This window comes from Stenotrophomonas sp. 93052_Sma (genome assembly GCF_056481145.1).
Genome location: NZ_CM151134.1, coordinates 2,052,441 through 2,068,083, shown reverse-complemented (window position 1 = coordinate 2,068,083; position 15,643 = coordinate 2,052,441). Strand labels below are relative to the sequence as shown.

General features: G+C 68.4%; 11 protein-coding genes and 5 pseudogenes. 2 read left to right on the top strand and 14 right to left on the bottom strand.

Going from position 1 to position 15,643, the window contains the following annotated elements; genetic code table 11:
* Positions 1-74: 74 nt before the first annotated feature.
* From hisIE to hisS, 11 genes and pseudogenes are all read right to left on the bottom strand, one after another.
* Positions 75-695: a bifunctional phosphoribosyl-AMP cyclohydrolase/phosphoribosyl-ATP diphosphatase HisIE gene (hisIE, locus tag ACZK2V_RS09795; protein WP_182267717.1), complete on the bottom strand. Its 621-nt coding sequence runs from the start codon at positions 693-695 to the stop codon at positions 75-77.
* A complete protein-coding gene (gene hisF, locus ACZK2V_RS09790; RefSeq protein ID WP_486323208.1) occupies positions 685-1,461 on the bottom strand; it encodes an imidazole glycerol phosphate synthase subunit HisF in 777 nt (258 codons plus the stop codon). Before hisF ends, hisIE begins: the two co-directional genes overlap by 11 nt.
* Entirely contained in the window at positions 1,455-2,189 is a 735-nt protein-coding gene (hisA, locus tag ACZK2V_RS09785) for a 1-(5-phosphoribosyl)-5-[(5-phosphoribosylamino)methylideneamino]imidazole-4-carboxamide isomerase (RefSeq protein ID WP_486323207.1), read from the bottom strand. The genes hisF and hisA overlap by 7 nt, the downstream gene beginning before the upstream one ends.
* On the bottom strand, positions 2,186-2,788 hold the full coding sequence (gene hisH / locus ACZK2V_RS09780) for an imidazole glycerol phosphate synthase subunit HisH (RefSeq protein WP_008268504.1): 603 nt from the start codon (positions 2,786-2,788) through the stop codon (positions 2,186-2,188). Before hisH ends, hisA begins: the two co-directional genes overlap by 4 nt.
* Positions 2,785-3,856: pseudogene (gene hisB / locus ACZK2V_RS09775) on the bottom strand (bifunctional histidinol-phosphatase/imidazoleglycerol-phosphate dehydratase HisB). The gene hisH and the pseudogene hisB overlap by 4 nt, the downstream one beginning before the upstream one ends.
* Positions 3,853-4,945 (bottom strand): annotated as a pseudogene (gene hisC / locus ACZK2V_RS09770) (histidinol-phosphate transaminase). The pseudogenes hisB and hisC overlap by 4 nt, the downstream one beginning before the upstream one ends.
* A pseudogene (hisD, locus tag ACZK2V_RS09765) lies at positions 4,942-6,235 on the bottom strand (histidinol dehydrogenase). Before hisD ends, hisC begins: the two co-directional pseudogenes overlap by 4 nt.
* Positions 6,232-7,143, bottom strand: a complete 912-nt coding sequence (gene hisG, locus ACZK2V_RS09760) for an ATP phosphoribosyltransferase (RefSeq protein ID WP_010482592.1) — start codon at positions 7,141-7,143, stop codon at positions 6,232-6,234. Before hisG ends, hisD begins: the two are co-directional and overlap by 4 nt.
* Before the next feature lie 34 nt (positions 7,144-7,177).
* Complete coding sequence (locus ACZK2V_RS09755; protein ID WP_088025802.1) at positions 7,178-7,486, bottom strand: YerC/YecD family TrpR-related protein; 309 nt, start codon at positions 7,484-7,486, stop codon at positions 7,178-7,180.
* A gap of 409 nt (positions 7,487-7,895) precedes the next feature.
* Complete coding sequence (locus ACZK2V_RS09750; protein WP_486323206.1) at positions 7,896-8,162, bottom strand: hypothetical protein; 267 nt, start codon at positions 8,160-8,162, stop codon at positions 7,896-7,898.
* Positions 8,163-8,188: 26 nt separating this feature from the next.
* Positions 8,189-9,586, bottom strand: coding sequence for a histidine--tRNA ligase (gene hisS / locus ACZK2V_RS09745; protein ID WP_049398516.1), 1,398 nt, complete (start codon positions 9,584-9,586; stop codon positions 8,189-8,191).
* A gap of 127 nt (positions 9,587-9,713) precedes the next feature.
* Here hisS and ACZK2V_RS09740 point away from each other — a divergent pair, with 127 nt between their 5' ends.
* Positions 9,714-10,466: a Crp/Fnr family transcriptional regulator gene (locus ACZK2V_RS09740; protein WP_043397202.1), complete on the top strand. Its 753-nt coding sequence runs from the start codon at positions 9,714-9,716 to the stop codon at positions 10,464-10,466.
* A gap of 101 nt (positions 10,467-10,567) precedes the next feature.
* Here the strand turns inward: ACZK2V_RS09740 and thrC are convergent.
* From thrC to thrA, 3 genes and pseudogenes are all read right to left on the bottom strand, one after another.
* A pseudogene (gene thrC / locus ACZK2V_RS09735) lies at positions 10,568-11,850 on the bottom strand (threonine synthase).
* 29 nt (positions 11,851-11,879) lie between these two features.
* Positions 11,880-12,794, bottom strand: a complete 915-nt coding sequence (locus ACZK2V_RS09730) for a homoserine kinase (RefSeq protein ID WP_164161438.1) — start codon at positions 12,792-12,794, stop codon at positions 11,880-11,882.
* Positions 12,791-15,293: pseudogene (thrA, locus tag ACZK2V_RS09725) on the bottom strand (bifunctional aspartate kinase/homoserine dehydrogenase I). Before thrA ends, ACZK2V_RS09730 begins: the two are co-directional and overlap by 4 nt.
* Positions 15,294-15,320: 27 nt before the next feature.
* On the opposite strand from thrA, the gene ACZK2V_RS09720 reads away from it, so the two are divergent.
* A complete protein-coding gene (locus tag ACZK2V_RS09720) occupies positions 15,321-15,641 on the top strand; it encodes a hypothetical protein (protein ID WP_162489745.1) in 321 nt (106 codons plus the stop codon).
* Positions 15,642-15,643: the final 2 nt, after the last annotated feature.

The following is a 15,643-nucleotide window of genomic DNA, read 5'->3' as shown; positions in this document are numbered from 1 at the left end:
CCGGCCGCTGGCCGGCAACCAGCCGATGCCCGACGATCATGAGGTTGCCGGCCAGCGGCCGGCACTACCGCTCTTCAACGGTGGCGCTTTTCCAGCACCGCCCGCGCATCATCCAGCGACAACCCGCGCGCACGCAGCAGCACCAGCAGGTGATACAGCAGGTCCGAGGCCTCGCCCAGCAACGCCTCGTCATCCTGCGCCACGGCGGCCAATGCGGTCTCCACGCCCTCCTCGCCCACCTTCTGCGCGATGCGGCGGATGCCGCCCTCGAACAGGCTGGTGGTGTAGCTGCCTGGCGGGCGCTGTACCTCACGCATCGCCACCAGCTGGCCCAGCCCGCCCAGGAAATCCTTCGGTGCCCCGTCGAAACAGCTCTCGGCACCGGTGTGGCAGGTTGGCCCGGCCGGGCGTGCAATCACCAGCAGGGTGTCGGCATCACAGTCGACGCTGATCGACTGCACCACCAGCACGTTGCCGGACTGCTCGCCCTTGGTCCACAACCGCTGCTTGCTGCGGCTGAAGAAGGTCATGTGGCCGATGGCCAGCGTGGCAGCCAGCGATTCGGCGCTGACATAGCCCAGCATCAGCACCTGCAGGGTGTCGGCATCCTGCACCACCGCCGGCAACAGGCCTTCGCCCTTGCCCCAGTCCAGCGCCTGCAGCGCATCCAGTGACGGCTTCACTTCAATAGACATCCCGCACCTCGATCTGCTGCCCGCGCAGGTAGCGCTTCAATTCTGGAATGGCAATGGCGCCGCTGTGGAACACACTGGCCGCCAACGCGCCGTCAACGTCGGCCTGGTCGAAAGCCTCGGCAAAGTGCTCCATCGCACCGGCACCGCCGGAGGCGATCAGCGGCACCTGGCACAGGGCCCGCGCCTGCTGCAGCTGCACGACATCGTAGCCACGGCGTACGCCATCGCTGTCCATGCAGTTCAGCACGATCTCGCCAGCGCCACGTCGTTGTGCTTCGACGATCCAGTCCAGCGTGCGCAGCGGCACCGCCTGGGTCCTGTCCGGGTCGCCACTGAAGCGGCGCACCCGCCACTGGCCATCCGCCTCGCGAACCGAATCGACACCGACCACCACGCATTGCACGCCAAACTCGTCTGCCAACTCGGTGATCAGCTCCGGGCGGCCCAGCGCAGGCGAGTTGATCGACACCTTGTCGGCACCGGCGAACAGCACGCGGCGCGCGGTTTCCACGCTGTCGATGCCACCGGCCACGCAGAACGGAATATCGATCAGGCGTGCGATGCGCTCGATCCAGGCGACGTCGACTGAACGCGCCTCGGGGCTGGCGCCGATGTCATAGAACACCAGCTCGTCCGCCCCCTGGTCGCGATAGCGCTGCGCCAACTCGGCGATGTCGCCCATGTCGACGTGGTCGCGGAAGCGCACGCCCTTGACCACGCGGCCATCGCGCACGTCCAGGCAGGGAATGATGCGGCGGCTCAGCATGCCAGCGCCTCCGTCAGGTCCATGCGCTGCTCCAGCAGCGCCTTGCCGAGGATCGCACCGCCGCAACCTGCGGCACGGGCTTCTGTCACATCGGCCACGTCACGGATACCGCCGGAGGCCTGCACGGCCACGCCCGGCAGCAGCGCCGACAGGTGCTGGTAGAGGCTGATGTTGGGCCCGGCCAGCATGCCGTCGCGGGCGATGTCGGTACACAGCAGGTGGCGCATGCCGGCACGCGCATAGCGCTGGGCCAGATCATCCAGGGTCACGCCGGCGTTCTCGGTCCAGCCGTGCACCGGCAACTGCCATTGGCCCTGGGCATCCTGGCGGGCATCCAGCGCGATGGTGATGCGCTCGGCGCCGAACTCCTCCAGCCAGCCGACCACTTCGTCGGGGCGGCGTACTGCCAGCGAACCCACCACCACGCGGCCGGCGCCGGCATCGAGGATGCGCGCCACGTCGTCGCGTCCGCGCACGCCACCGCCGGTCTGCACCTGCAGCGGCGTCTGCGCACGGATCGACGCCAGCAGCGGCGCAAGGGTGTAGCCACCGGCACGCGCAGCGTCCAGGTCGACCAGATGCATCCACTGCGCGCCCTGCGCAGCGAATGCCTGTGCACGCGGTAGCGGATCGTCGCCATACGAGGTTTCCTGCGCGTAGTCACCCTGGCGCAGCCGCACCACGCGGCCGTCGCGGATATCCAGCGCGGGGTAGACGATGAAACTCATGCAGCAGTGCCCTCGAGGAAGTTGCGCAGCATCAGCGAACCGGTCTCGCCGGAGCGCTCGGGGTGGAACTGTGCGCCGTAGTAACGCCCCTGCTCCACCACGGCAGTGAACAGGCCACCGTGGTCGCAGGCAGCGACGGTGTGGGTATTGAGCGGCGCCGCATAGCTGTGCACGAAGTAGGCGCTGGCGCGCTCCGGCACGCCTTGCAGCAGCAGCGATTCGCGCAGCGGGAGCAGGCGGTTCCAGCCCATGTGCGGCACGCGGATGCCACAGGCCGGCACCAGCTTGCGCACCACGCCCGGAATCAATCCCAGTGTCTCGACGCCGGCCTCCTCGGACCGCTCGAACAGCAGCTGCATGCCGAGGCAGATGCCCATCAGCGGCACCTCCAGTCGCTGCAGCGGTTCCACCAGGCCCTGCGCATGCAGGCGCTGCATGCCGGGACCGGCGGCGCCGACGCCGGGCAGGATCACCCGCTGCGCACCGACCAGACCGTCCGCATCGCGCACCAGCCGCACCGTCGCGCCCAGGCGCTCCAATGCGTAGCGCACCGAGCCCAGGTTGGCACCGCCGGCGTCGATCAGCGCAACGTCGCTCACAGCGCCCCCTTGGTGCTCGGCAGTGCCGTGCCCTGGCGGGCCAATGCCGGGCGCAGCGCGCGCCAGTGCCTTGAAGCAGGCCTCGACCTTGTGGTGGTCGTTGTCGCCGCGCACCTGCAGGTTGAGGTTCAGGCCGCTGGCGTCGCACAGCGAACGGAAGAAGTGCGGCACCAGCTCGGTCGGCATATCGCCCACGCGCTCACGCTTGAACTCGCCCTCGAACACGAAATAGGGGCGGCCGCTGAAATCCAGCGCAGCGCTGGCCAGGGTCTCGTCCATCGGCAGGGTGAAGCCGTAGCGGCCGATGCCGCGCTTGTCGCCCAGCGCCTCGCGCAGGGCCTGACCCAGCGCCAGCCCGGTGTCCTCGATGGTGTGGTGCTCGTCGATGTGCAGGTCGCCCTCGGCCTGAATGTCCAGCGCGAAGCCACCATGCTTGCCGATCTGTTCCAGCATGTGGTCGAAGAACGGCAGTCCGGTGGAAATGTGCGCGTCGCCGGCACGATCCAGGTCCAGTTCGACACGGATCTTCGTTTCCTTGGTATTGCGCTGGACCACGGCGGTGCGCGGCGCATCGGCCAGCGCGTGGGCGATGCCCGGCCAGTCCCACTCGCCACCGAACTGTTCGGTGCGCAGCTGGAAGCCACGGATGTTGAGGTTGTCGGCGAACTGCAGGTCGGTGATGCGGTCACCAACCATGCCCGAGCGCGCCCAGTCGATGCTGCGGTCCTGCAGGTAGCCTGTCATCAAGCCGATGCCCGGCTTGCGGGTCGGCGCCTTGTCCTGCGGCCAGCTGCAGTCGATCAGCACGTCACGGAAGGTGATGCCCTGGCTTTCGAAGATCTGCAGCATCAGGTCGTTGGGGCCATCGAAGCTGGCGCGCGGGTAGCTGTCGCTGCCAAGGCCATCCTGATTGGTGACGATCACGAACTGGTAGCCGGCATCGCGCAGCTTCAGCAGCGCCGGGATCACCTGCGGCACGAAGCGCAGCTTCTCGTAGGCGTCGATCTGGAAATCGGACGGCTCCTCGATGAGGGTGCCGTCGCGGTCGATGAACAGGATCGGTGTCATGCTGCGGCCCTCCGCGCCGACAGGGCCGCAAGCACGCGGTCATTCTCTTCGGGACTGCCGATACTGATGCGCAGTGCATCACCCAGCTGCGGCGCGGCGCGCTGGTCGCGCACCACCACACCGGCATCCAGCAAGGTGTCGAACGCTGCCTGCGCATCAGCGAAGCGGACCAGCAGGTAGTTGCCGGACGAGCGGTACACGCGACGAACGCCAGGCAGGCCCGGCAGCGCAGCGAACAGGCGTTCGCGCTCGGCAATGACCGTGGCCACGCGCTCGGCGGTACGTGCCAGTGCGGCCGGCTGCAGCGCCTGCACGGCCAGCTCGGCGCACGGGGTCGGCACCGGGTACGGCGCCTGGCAGCGCCGCAGTACGGCAATCAGTTCCGGCGCGGCGATCAGGGTGCCGATGCGCGCGGCCGCAAGTGCGTGCGCCTTCGACAACGTGCGCAGCACTGCCAGATTGGCGTGCGTGGCCAGCAACGTGGTCGCCGACGGGCGCTGCGCGTACTCGACATAAGCCTCGTCCACCACCACCAGCGCTTGCCCGCGCAATGCAACCGCCACGCGTTCGACCTCGTCCAGGGCGATGTCACTGCCAGCCGGGTTTGACGGTGCGCACAGGAACACCAGCGTGGCATTGCGTGCCCTGGCGGTGTCGATCACAGCATCCAGATCAGCGCGCAGGCCGTCTTCGGCATCCACCAGCGGCACTTCAATCAGTGCGGCGCCCTGCAAGCGCGCAGACCGCGTACATGCCAAACACCGGCGGCGTGACCAGCACGCCATCGCGGCCCGGCACGCACAGGGCACGCACCAGCAGATCAATGGCTTCGTCGCTGCCACGGCCGATCAGCAGCTGCGGCGGCGTCACGCCGTACAGCGCCGCCAGGCCCTCACGCAACGCCAGCGGCTGCGGTTCCGGATAGCGCCGGCTGTTGCCCGCCGCATCAGCCGGATTGGCCCAGGCCGACTCGTTGGCGTTCAACCAGACCTCGCCCTGCACCGCCGCGCTGCGCGCCGAGCTGTAGCCGTCGAAGGCCTGCAGATCCGGGCGCACCAGCGCCAGCACTTCATCAATGGCGGCGCTCATGCGGCGGCCTCCATACGCAGGGCCACTGCACGCTCGTGCGCATCCAGCCCTTCGGCGCTGGCGATGACGCGTGCGCAGCCGCCGATTGCCGCCAAGCCGGCAGCGCTGGCGCTCTGCACGCTGATCAGGTTCTGGAAGCTGGCCACGCTGACACCGCTGTAGGCGCGCGGCACCCGCAGTGGGCAGCACGTGATTGGTGCCGCTGCAGTAGTCGCCCAGCGCTTCGGGGGTGTAATCGCCCAGAAACACCGAGCCGGCCGCCTGCACCTGGCCCAGCCAGTCGCGCGGTTCGCGCAAGGCCAGGATCAGGTGCTCGGGCGCATAGCGGTTGCTGATCGCGAAGGCCTCGTCCAGCGAATCGACCTGGATCAGCCGCGACGCCGACAACGCCTGTCGCGCGATCTGCTGGCGCGGCAGCAGGGCCACCTGGCGCTCCACCTCTGCCTCGACCGCCGCCAGCATCGCGGCATCGTCGGTCAGCAGCAGCACCTGCGAATCCGGGCCGTGCTCGGCCTGCGACAGCAGGTCGGCGGCGACGAACGCCGGATTGGCGCCAGCATCGGCAATCACCAGCACTTCGGAGGGACCGGCCGGCATGTCGATGGCGGCCGCGCCATCCTGTGCGACCTGCTGCTTGGCTTCGGTGACGAAACTGTTGCCGGGCCCAAACAGCTTGTCACAAGCCGGAATGCTGGCCGTGCCATAGGCCATCGCGGCGATCGCCTGCGCACCACCCAGCTTGAACACGCGCTGCACGCCGGTCAGGCGCGCGGCTACCAGCACCGCCGGATCGGCGCTGCCATCGGCGCGCGGCGGCGTGCACAGCACCACCTGCGGGCAGCCGGCCAGCTGCGCCGGAACGCCCAGCATCAACGCGGTGGACGGCAACGGCGCGCTGCCCGCCGGCACATACAGGCCCACCCGGCCGATCGGACGCAACATGCGTTCGCAGACCACGCCCGGCGCGGTTTCAACTGCATAGCCTTTGCCCATGCCAGCGGCGTGGAAGCGCGCGATGCGCTCGGCGGCTTCGACCATCGCCTGGCGCAGTTCGGCGGGCACGGCCGCTTCGGCAGCGGCGAATTCGGCTTCGGAAACTTCAAACGAGGCCAGCTCGACACGGTCGAAACGTGCAGTAATCGCACGCAATGCGTCGTCGCCCTGCGCGCGCACCTGCGCGATCAGCGCGGCCACGGCATCGCGGGTCTGCTGCGCCACGGTCTGCACCGGGCGGGTCAATGCCGCGCTGCGCGTGGCCTCATCAAGTCGGGACCAGATCAGACGGTTCATGCCAGCGACCGCTCCACGCTCAGTACCATCAGGCCCTGCGCACCTGCGCGCTCGAGTTCCTCCATGCGCTGCCAGCTCAACGGCCCGGGGCACATGGTCTGCAGGCGCAGCGCGCCGCCATCGGCCGGCAACCGCACCAGCGGCTCGGCATCGGCCAGCAGCTGTGCCAGCGCGTCGACGCGGTCCTCGCTGGCACGGAACATCAGCAGCTTGCGGTCCTGGCGCTGCACCACGCCGTCGAGGCGGCGCAGCAGCATCGCGCGCAGCGATGCACGTGCATCATCCGGCACGCGCACCGCGCCGGCCAGCACCGCCTCGCTGTCGAGCAGGTTGTGCACCGGGGTCAGCTGATTGGCGCGCAGGGTGGCGCCGCTGGACACCAGATCGCAGATCAGGTCGGCGGTGCCCAGGCGCGGGGCGATTTCCACCGAACCGGACAGCTCGACCACCTGTGCGTCCACGCCCTGCTCGGCCAGCCACTGCTTGAGGATGGCCGGGTAGCTGGTGGCGATGCGGGTGCCGGCCAGCTGCGCCGGACCCTGCCACTGCCATTCCTCGGGCACCGCCAGCATCAGCCGGCACTGGCCGAAGCCCAGCCCGCGCAACGCCTGGTAGGCATCCGGCAGACCGATCTGGCGCCGCGCGGCGGCCTGTTCGTCCAGCTCATTGCGGCCGACGATGCCGAGATCGCAGACGCCGTCGGCGATCAGGCCGGGGATGTCGTCGTCGCGCACCAGCAGCAGGTCCACCGGCAGCGATTCGCCGTAGCAGAACAGCTTGTCGCGGCTCTCGCGCCAGCTCAGGCCGCAGGCGCTGAGCAGGTTGCGCGCGGGTTCGGCCAGCCGGCCACTCTTCTGGATGGCGATACGCAGCCGGTCTCGTGCCGGCGCTGCCTGGGTTGCACTCATGGGGGATGTCTCGAAGTTCGGAACGGGGCGCGGATCAGCGCGAGGCAAGGCGGTCGATGGCGGCGGCATAGCCTCGATGGCCATGCTCGAGCGTGCGTGCCACCCGTCCGGTGGTGGTCACGCTGACGCCGGTGCGCTCGTGAATCTCGCGGTACGGCACGCCCTGCTGCAGCAGCGGCACCACCTTCCAGCGGTCAGCCATGGCTTCCAGCTCGGCCGGGGTGCACAGATCACGCAGGAAGGCTTCGACCTGTTCCGGTTCGCGCAGGGCGGCAAAGGCTTGGGCCAGGGCTTCCAGGTCGGCCTTCGGGTCTTTGGCGGCAATCTCGGGGCGGGCTTTCACGGGGTCGTTTCCATGCATCAATGTAATAGCGCGTTAGTACATTAGCGCATTCTTGCGCAGTGCGTCAAATCGAGGATTGAGGGGGCGGCAGGGCTGCTGCCCTGCACCCGCCAAGAGCCAGAGCAAAAGCAAATGCTGATTTGCTGAGCGTTGGCGGGGAGGGTCCGGTGGCAGGGGACGCCGTTAACCCATCCATGGGGGCTTGGTCGCGGCATCCATGCCGCTCACACCCCTGCCACCGGACCCTCCCCGCCTTCGACAGTTGGCCGCGATCTGCTGGATCTCGCTGGGAAACTGATCGGAACCGGCTTTTGTAGAGTCGAGCCGTGCTCGACTGCTGTTTTCCACAAACGCAAAACGCCCACCGAAGGGCGGGCGTTCTACTTTTAAATCAACCACCTGGCCCGACTCAGGGCATACAGCGCACCTCCGCCTGCAGCGCCCCGCGCCGCAGGCATTCGCCGAACAGGCTGCCCTGCCGGCTCGGCCGGGACTGGATGTTCTCCAACGCCCCCGCACCTGCCGTGCACTTCTGCGAGGCCAAAGCCTGCAGGTCACTCTCCAGCTGCGCTCTGTCGATCACATGGCAACGATCAACCTGCAGCCGGTACTGGTCCAGACCGATCCGCGTGCTGTGCAGCGCCGGGTCGCTCTGGCAGCCCGCCAGCAGGAGCACGCTCAGCACTCCTGCGGCGGCAGGCTTCACACCATCGCCTTGGACTGCTCCAGCTCCACCAGCAGGGTGCTGGCCAGCTCGTCGCGGGAGACTTCGAACTGCTGTTCGCGCAGCAGGTCCTTCACTGCCACCACGCCGCGCGCCAGTTCATCCTCACCCGCCAACACCACGAAGCGGATGCCAGCCTTGGCCGCGTACTGGAACTGCTTGCCGATCTTCTTCGGCTCCATCTGCACTTCGGTGTTGATGCCACCGGCGCGCAGGCGGCGGGCAATGTCCAGCGACTGCGGCATGCCCTGCTCGTCCATCAGCGCCACCAGCGCCTGCACGCTGCTGGCTTCGATGCCGTCGATCAGGCCGGCCTCGCGCAGCTGCCAGAACAGGCGCGACAGGCCGATGGAGATACCCACACCCGGCAGCTTGGACTTGCTGTAGTGGCTGGCCAGGTCTTCGTAACGGCCGCCCGAGCAGATCGAGCCGATCTGCGGGTGGTCGGTCAGCGTGGTCTCGTAGACGGTGCCGGTGTAGTAGTCCAGGCCGCGCGCAATGGAGAAGTTCAGGCAATACGCGGTTTCCGGCACGCCCAGCGCCTGCACCAGCTGCAGCACTTCGCGCAGTTCGGCCACGCCGGCACGCAGGGTTTCCGACGATTGCGCCGCCGCTTCCAACGTCGCCAGCTGTGCCAGCGCATCGGCATGACCCTGCGAACGCACGGCCACGAACGCCAGGATCTTCTCGACCTGTTCTGCCGGGATGTTGAAGCCCTCGCCCACCAGCGTCTCGCGCACATAATCGGCGCCGCGCTTGTCCAGCTTGTCCACTTCGCGCAGCACCGCCAGCTGGCGCTCACCCTCGGCCACACCCAGGCTTTCAAAGAAGCCGCGCATCAGCTTGCGGTTGTTCAGCTGGATACTGAAGTCACCGATGCGCAGTTCCGAGAACACCGCATGGATGACCGCCAGCACTTCAGCGTCGTAACGCACGCTCAGGCTGTCCTTGCCGATCACGTCGATGTCGCACTGGTAGAACTCGCGGAAACGGCCGCGCTGGGCGCGCTCGCCGCGGTAGACGCGCTGCATCTGGTAACGGCGGAACGGGAAGGTCAGTTCGTGTTCGTGCTCGGCCACGTAGCGCGCCAGCGGCACGGTCAGGTCGAAGCGCAGCGCCATTTCCGGCAGCGAGCGATCGCCCGACTCGGCCGCGTTCGCCAGCGCCCCGGTGGACTGCACGAAGTACACCTGGCGCTCGGTCTCGCCACCGGACTTGGTCAGCAGCACGTCGGACAGCTCGAACACCGGCGTCTCCACCGGCAGGAACCCGAAGCGCTCGTAGTTGCGGCGGATGACGTCCAGCATGCGCTGGAACGCAATCTGCTCGCGCGGCAGCAGTTCAAGGGTGCCGGGCGGGGTACGGGGCTTGATCACGGGCGGAACTCCTGCTGGAACGGGACGTGGGAGGGGGCGACATTCTAGCGCCCCCGCCACGGGCAGGGTCGAACGGCCGCTTGAAGTATCATAAGGCCCTCCCCGCCCGCGATACGCCCCCCGCAACATGTCACGGCCTTCCGGCGCTCCGCCCGCCACCAACGATCCCGCCTCGCCGTCCTGCGCCACGCTGGACTGCCTGCACTGCTCGGTTCGCCACCTTGCGGTGTGCTCGGCGCTGTCGCCCGATGAAGTGCAGGCGCTGGAGCAGGTCACCGTCTCGCAGCAGGTCAGCATGGGCAGCACGCTGGCCCGCACCGGTGAAGAGCGCGACCATGTCTATACATTGACCGGCGGCGCACTGCGCCTGGTGCGCACCCTGGCCGACGGCCGCCGCCAGATCAACGGCTTCGTGCTGCCCGGCGACTACCTGGGCCTGAGCGGCAGCGACCACCATCGCTACGACATCGAGGCCATCGCCGACAGCCGCGTCTGCCGCGTCGCGCTGCCACAGATGAAGGCACTGCGCAGCCGTTTCCCGCACCTGGAGCGCAAGCTGCTGCAGCGTGCCTGCCAGGAACTGGATGCCGCGCAGGATGCCGCGCTGGCACTGGCGCGCCTGCAGCCGGCCGAGAAGCTGGCTGATTTCCTGCTGCGCCTGGCCGCGCGCGAGGCCAAGCTGGGCGGCGACGGCCTGCGCGTATCGCTGCCGATGGGCCGCGGCGATATCGCCGACCATCTGGGCCTGACCATGGAAACGGTCAGCCGTACCTTCACCAAGCTGCGCCAGCAGGGGTTGATCGCCCTGCCCCACCTGAACGTGGTGGAGATCCTCGACGAGGATGGGCTGCGCACGCTGGCCGGTGAAGGGTTGATCTGACCGCATCGCGGTCCGTGGGGTTGCCGGCCAGCGGCCGGCACTACCAGATAACGCAGCACGGGTAGTGCCGGCCGCTGGCCGGCAACCGCGTCCCTCTCCGCTCAGCGCAGCAGTACCTCACGCAACGCCGCGTAATCGGCCGCCAATGGCTCGGCGTGCGCCGGCCGCTGCAGCAACGCATCCAGCGCAGGCGGCACCGCCACCGTTTCGCCGATCAGCGGCTCGACCACGGCCTCGAACTTGGCCGGATGCGCCGTGGCCACCACCGCCCAGTCGCCCTTGGCACCGCGTGCACGCAGGTCCTGCAGCACCTTCACCGCCGTCGCCGTGTGCGGACAGAACAGCTCGCTGCGGCTGGCATGCGCTGCCGCAATCGTCGCGCGGATGGTCACGTCATCCACCGCGAACGCACGGAACGCAGCACGCAGTTCCGCGTCGTCGCCGTGGTAGAGCCAGCGCAGTCGCTCGAAGTTGCTCGGCGCACCCACGTCCATTGCATTGGCCACCGTCGCCACACTGGCCTGCGGCTGGTAGTCGCCGCCATTGAAGTACGCCGGCAGCACCGCATTGGCATTGGTGGCCAGCACGATCTGACCGATCGGCACGCCCAGCGCGCGCCAGCACGGCCGCCATCGCATTGCCCAGATTGCCGGTCGGCACCACCAGGTTGAGCCGGCGACGATGCGCCGCGTAGTGGCTCAACGCCGCATGCGCGTAATAGCTCATCTGCGGCAGCAGTCGGCCCAGGCTGATGCTGTTGGCCGAGCTCAACGGCACCTGCGCCTGCAGTTCGCGGTCAGCCAGTGCCTGCTTGACCATCGCCTGGCAATCGTCGAACGCACCCGCCACACGCAGGGCCTGGATGTTGTCGCCGAAACAACCGAGCTGATGCGCCTGGCGCGGAGATACGCGGCCATCCGGATACAGCACCACCACGCGCACGCCCGGCTGGCGATGGAAGGCCGCTGCAACGGCGGCACCGGTATCGCCGGACGTGGCCACGACAATGGTCAGGTCACGGTCCTTGCCGGCCTGCAGCCGCGAAAGCGTACCGGCCAGGAAGCGCGCCGATGTCCTTGAACGCCGCCGTCGGCCCATGGAACAGCTCCAGCACGTGGTCGCCATCGCCGAGCGCACGCAGCGGCACCGGGAAGTCGAACGCTTCGCAGCAGATCGCCGGAAGCGCGGTCTCAAGTGCGTCGCCAGCAAAGAACGGTGCCAGCAGATCGGCGGCGGTATCGGCCAGGGTCGGCCCGGCCTGCAGTTCGCGGACGGCCGGCAGAAGCGCGGGGACATACAGCCCGCCATCGGGCGCCAATCCGGCGGCGATCGCCGCGCTGAGGCCAACGGCCGGAGACTGGCCGCGGGTCGAAACAAATTGCATGGATTGGGTATCCAGTAAAGGGGAAGGATTCAGCACAAGCGAGCTCCCGGTGCATCCAGCGGTGACACCCAGGCATCGCTGTCGAAACCTGCGGCTGCAAATGCGGCCTGCACCGATGTGGCGGCGGCAAGTGCCTGGTCGGCATCCTCGAACCAGGCAAACACGCTCGGTCCGGCACCGGAGATGCCTGCGCCCATTGCATGGGCCGACAGCGCCGCATCACGGGCAGCTTCGAAGCCGGCAATCAATCCGGCCCGGCGCGGCTCCACCAGCACGTCGCGCAATCCCGCGCGCACCAGTGCGGCATCGCTGCGATGGCAACCACTGAGCACCAGTGCGAGGTTCGCGCTCTGTGCCACGAACTCGCCCAGCGCATAGCTGCCCTGCAGGGCCTGGCGGGCACGGCGCGTTTCCAGCACCGCGTGCGGATGCACCAGCAGGCTGTGCCAGCTGGCCGGCACCGGGATCGGCAACAGGCGATCAGCCGTACACAACGCCAGGCCACCCAGCAGCAGCGGGCCGACGTTGTCACCGTGACGGCCACCACTGGCCACTGCCTCGCCATCCAGCGCAAACGGGTACAGCGCCTCACGCGGCAGCGGCACATCCAGCAGCGCGTTGGCGGCAACCAACGCAGCAACGCATGACGCTGCAGAACCGCCCATGCCGGAACCGAACGGAATGCCCTTGTCGATTTCCACCGCGAAACCGAAGTCCAGGCCCAGCCCTGCGCGCAGCGACATCAAGGCTGCACCTGCGGTGTTCCCGGCCGCATCCAGTGGCAACTCAATGGCACTGCCACGGATCGCCTCGATGCGCACCAGCGGCTCATCGATGCGGCGCACGCTCACGGTATCGCCAATGCCGGCAATGGCATGGCCGAGAATGTCGAAGCCCACCGCCACGTTGGCCACCGAGGCAGGCGCGAACGCACGTGCGATCACAGGCGCGCTCCTTCACCGGCCGCGACCCGCAGCAGGTCGGCGAACACACCGGCCGCGGTGACTTCCGGGCCGGCGCCCGGACCCTGCACCACCAACGGGTTGTCGCAGTAGCGACGGGTGCGGAACTGCACCACGTTGTCGGTCAGCCGCAGGTTGGCGAAGGCGTGATCGGCCGGCAGCTCCTGCAGACCGACCGAGGCGCCATCGGCACCCAGCTGTGCCACATAGCGCAGCACCGCCCCCCGCGCCCGCGCGTCCTGCAGGCGCTGCAGCAGGCTGGCATCAGACTCACCCAGCCGCGCCATGAACTCATCCACGCTGCCATCGCGCAGCAGCGCCGGCACAAGGCTTTCTACCTGTACCTGATCCAGGCTGAGCGCGTGGCCGGCTTCGCGGGCGAGGATCACCAGCTTGCGCGCCACATCCACACCCGAAAGATCATCGCGCGGGTCCGGCTCGGTGTAGCCCATCGACCGCGCCTGCGCGACCAGCTGCGAGAACGGCTGGCTGCCATCGAAGCGGTTGAACAGCCAGGCCAGCGTGCCGGAGAAGATGCCTTCAATCGCCAGCACCTCGTCACCGGTATCGACCAGATCACGCAGCGTGGTGATCACCGGCAGGCCCGCGCCGACCGTGGCCTCGTAGCGGAAGCGTGCACCACTGGCCGCCGCCGCGGCGCGGATGCGCTGGTAGCGCGGCAGCGGCCCGGCGCCGGCCTGCTTGTTGGGGGTGACCACGTGGATGCCGGCCGCCAGCCATCCCTCATAGCGCTCGGCCACCTCGGCACTGCCACTGCAGTCGATCACCACCGCATGCGGCAGGTGCGCGGCCAGCAGGTGTTCGGTGAAACGATCCAGATCGCTGGACTCGCCCGCTTCCTGCAAGGCCTCCCGCCAGTCGGCGTGCAGGCCATCCACTTCCAGGCGCATGCGCGAACGCGAGGCCAGCGCGCGCAGGCGCAGATCCACATTGGCCTTGGCCAGCAGCTGCGGGCGTGCGGCAAGCAACTGGTCCAGCAGTGCGGCACCGACGTTGCCCGGCCCGATCACACCGACCGCAAACGTCTGCGGCGACAGCCAGAAGCCGGCATGCGCGGCGCGCAAGGCGCGGGTGGCATCGGCACTGTCCACCGCCACTGAAATGTTGCGCTCGGACGAGCCCTGCGCGATCGCCAGGATGTTCACCTGCGCACGGCCCAGCGCCTCGAACAGGCGCGCCGCCACGCCGGGCTGGCCGGCCATGCCGTCACCGACCGCGGCCAGCACGCTAACGCCCTCACTGACCTGCACGCTCTGCACCTGGCCCACCGACAGCTCATGCGCGAACGCATGCAGCAGCGCCTCGCGGCCACGCGCGGCTTCGGCGGCACGCACCACGCAGCAGATCGAATGTTCCGACGAACCCTGCGAGATCATCACCACCGATACCTGCGCCTGGCGCAGGGCGGCAAACACGCGCTCGGCGGTACCGGGCACACCGATCAGCCCGGTGCCTTCCAGGTTCAGCAGGGCCAACCCGGGGCTCAGGGTCAGGCCCTTCACCGGCCCGCGCGGCGAGCGCTCGGCGCTGATGCGCGTCCCCGGATGCGCCGGCTGGAAGGTATTGCGGATGAAGATCGGCAGGCCGAGGCGGATCGCCGGCGACATCGTCTGCGGGTGCACCACCTTGGCGCCGAAATAAGCCAGCTCGCAGGCCTCGTCGTAGCTCAGCGACTCCAGCTGCACCGCCTCGGGCACCAGCCGCGGGTCGGCCGACAGCACGCCGTCGACATCGGTCCAGATGTGCAGTTCATCGGCGTTGAACAGCGCGGCGAAGATCGCGCCGGAGTAATCGCTGCCGTTGCGGCCGAGCGTGGTGATGCGGTCATGACGGTCACGGGCGACGAAGCCAGTGGCGACCAGGCGTGGCTGCGGATGCTGCAGGCGCCACTTGGCGAGGCGGTCGGCGCTGGCTTCCCAGTCGACATCGACACCCAGTTCGCCATGCCCCACCACCAGCACGTCGCGCGCATCGAGCACTGCACAGTCTGCGCCCAGCGCCTGCAGGTGCGTGCCGAGCAACTGCGCGGAGAACACTTCGCCCAGGCCCTGCACGCGGTCGAGTACTTCGCGTGGCAGCTCGCCGATCACCGCCAACGCTGCCAGCACGTCGGCCAGTTGATCGAAGCGGGCGTCGATCCATTCGACGGTCTCGCCCACCTGCTCGCCCAGCAGCGCCACAGCGGCGCCACGATGGCGCGCGCAGCGCATGCCAGGCCTCGCGCCAGCCTTCGTCCCCCTTGGCTGCCAGCTGGGCCAGATCGATCAGTGCGTCGGTGACGCCCTTCATCGCCGAGACGACAGTGACCTGCAGCGATTCGGGGCGGGCCAGCAGCAGGCCGGCAACATGGCGGTAGCGTTCGGCATCGGCCACCGAGGTGCCGCCGAACTTGTGCACGACGATGGACGGTGCAGCCAGATCGGCCGGGGCAACGGGATGAGCGGGGGCGTGGGAAGACATGCAGACCTCGGTAGGAGGCCCCGTCGCATGCAGGTGTCGAGTTTCCCCGCCACCTGTATGGTGCGGGGCCGTGGTTTTCGGGAGTTACACGAAGACGACGGGCCGCACCAGGGCAGTGGTGACGGTGGTGGTGGTAATGGTGGTGGTGGCGACCGGCGCAGTCGAACGGCCCGCAGTAGCGGGGGCGATCAGGCTGGCGTGGGCGGCATCAAGAACCATGACGCACAGAAAACACCGTGCGCCGGGCCGCTGTCAAGTGCTGCGGTGCAAAAAGTCGTTGCCGCGATCATCGGCCAACGTGCCGGCATTTGGTTGCATCTGAGACAAAGCGGCCATCAGTATGCTTGACG

Bases quoted from the DNA above. Each gene is read 5' to 3' on its own strand.
- hisIE (WP_182267717.1), bottom strand. From the start codon at position 695: ATGTCTATTGAAGTGAAGCCGTCACTGGATGCGCTGCAGGCGCTGGAC.
- hisF (WP_486323208.1), bottom strand. From the start codon at position 1,461: ATGCTGAGCCGCCGCATCATTCCCTGCCTGGACGTGCGCGATGGCCGC.
- hisA (WP_486323207.1), bottom strand. From the start codon at position 2,189: ATGAGTTTCATCGTCTACCCCGCGCTGGATATCCGCGACGGCCGCGTG.
- hisG (WP_010482592.1), bottom strand. From the start codon at position 7,143: ATGAGTGCAACCCAGGCAGCGCCGGCACGAGACCGGCTGCGTATCGCC.
- ACZK2V_RS09740 (WP_043397202.1), top strand. From the start codon at position 9,714: ATGTCACGGCCTTCCGGCGCTCCGCCCGCCACCAACGATCCCGCCTCG.
- ACZK2V_RS09720 (WP_162489745.1), top strand. From the start codon at position 15,321: ATGCAGGTGTCGAGTTTCCCCGCCACCTGTATGGTGCGGGGCCGTGGT.